Genomic DNA, 532 nt, shown 5'->3' on the forward strand with positions numbered 1-532 from the left:
TAAAACTTACGGCAAGTATAAAGGAGATAAAACTTTTTTTAGTCATTAACCAGTAGTTTTTAATTTTAATCAAAGATAAAAGTTTGGTTTTTAATCCTACAGAAACAGCTATAAATTTCTGTTAAAATAAAGACTAAAAACAGTATTTAGCAATGCTTTTGTTATAACGAAATAATCATGCCATAATTATAAAACACTTTATAATTTGTTAAAAAAGTTTGTAATTATTGCTGTTTTAACACAACAAAAAACATACATTTGGGTTTGTAATATGTAACATTACACGTAAACTTGTAATTTAAACGTAGTTTTTATGCCTAATACCATTTTACAATTAAAAGATGCTGCCATTTACCAAGGTGATAGCTTGGTTTTATCAAACGTTAATGTTGAAATTAATAAAGGCGAATTTGTATATTTAATTGGAAAAACGGGTACAGGAAAAAGTAGTTTTATGAAAACACTTTATGGCGATTTACCTTTAAAAGAAGGCAATGGCCATATTGTTGATTATAATTTAAAACAACTAAAA

At 25.4% G+C, this 532-nt stretch carries 1 protein-coding gene; it reads left to right on the forward strand.

Annotated elements, in window-relative coordinates; translation table 11 throughout:
* Positions 1-313: 313 nt before the first annotated feature.
* Positions 314-532: ATP-binding cassette domain-containing protein (locus FUA24_RS24810; RefSeq protein ID WP_148546107.1), on the forward strand; the 219-nt coding region annotated here is incomplete at its 3' end.

Source organism: Seonamhaeicola marinus (assembly GCF_008085455.1).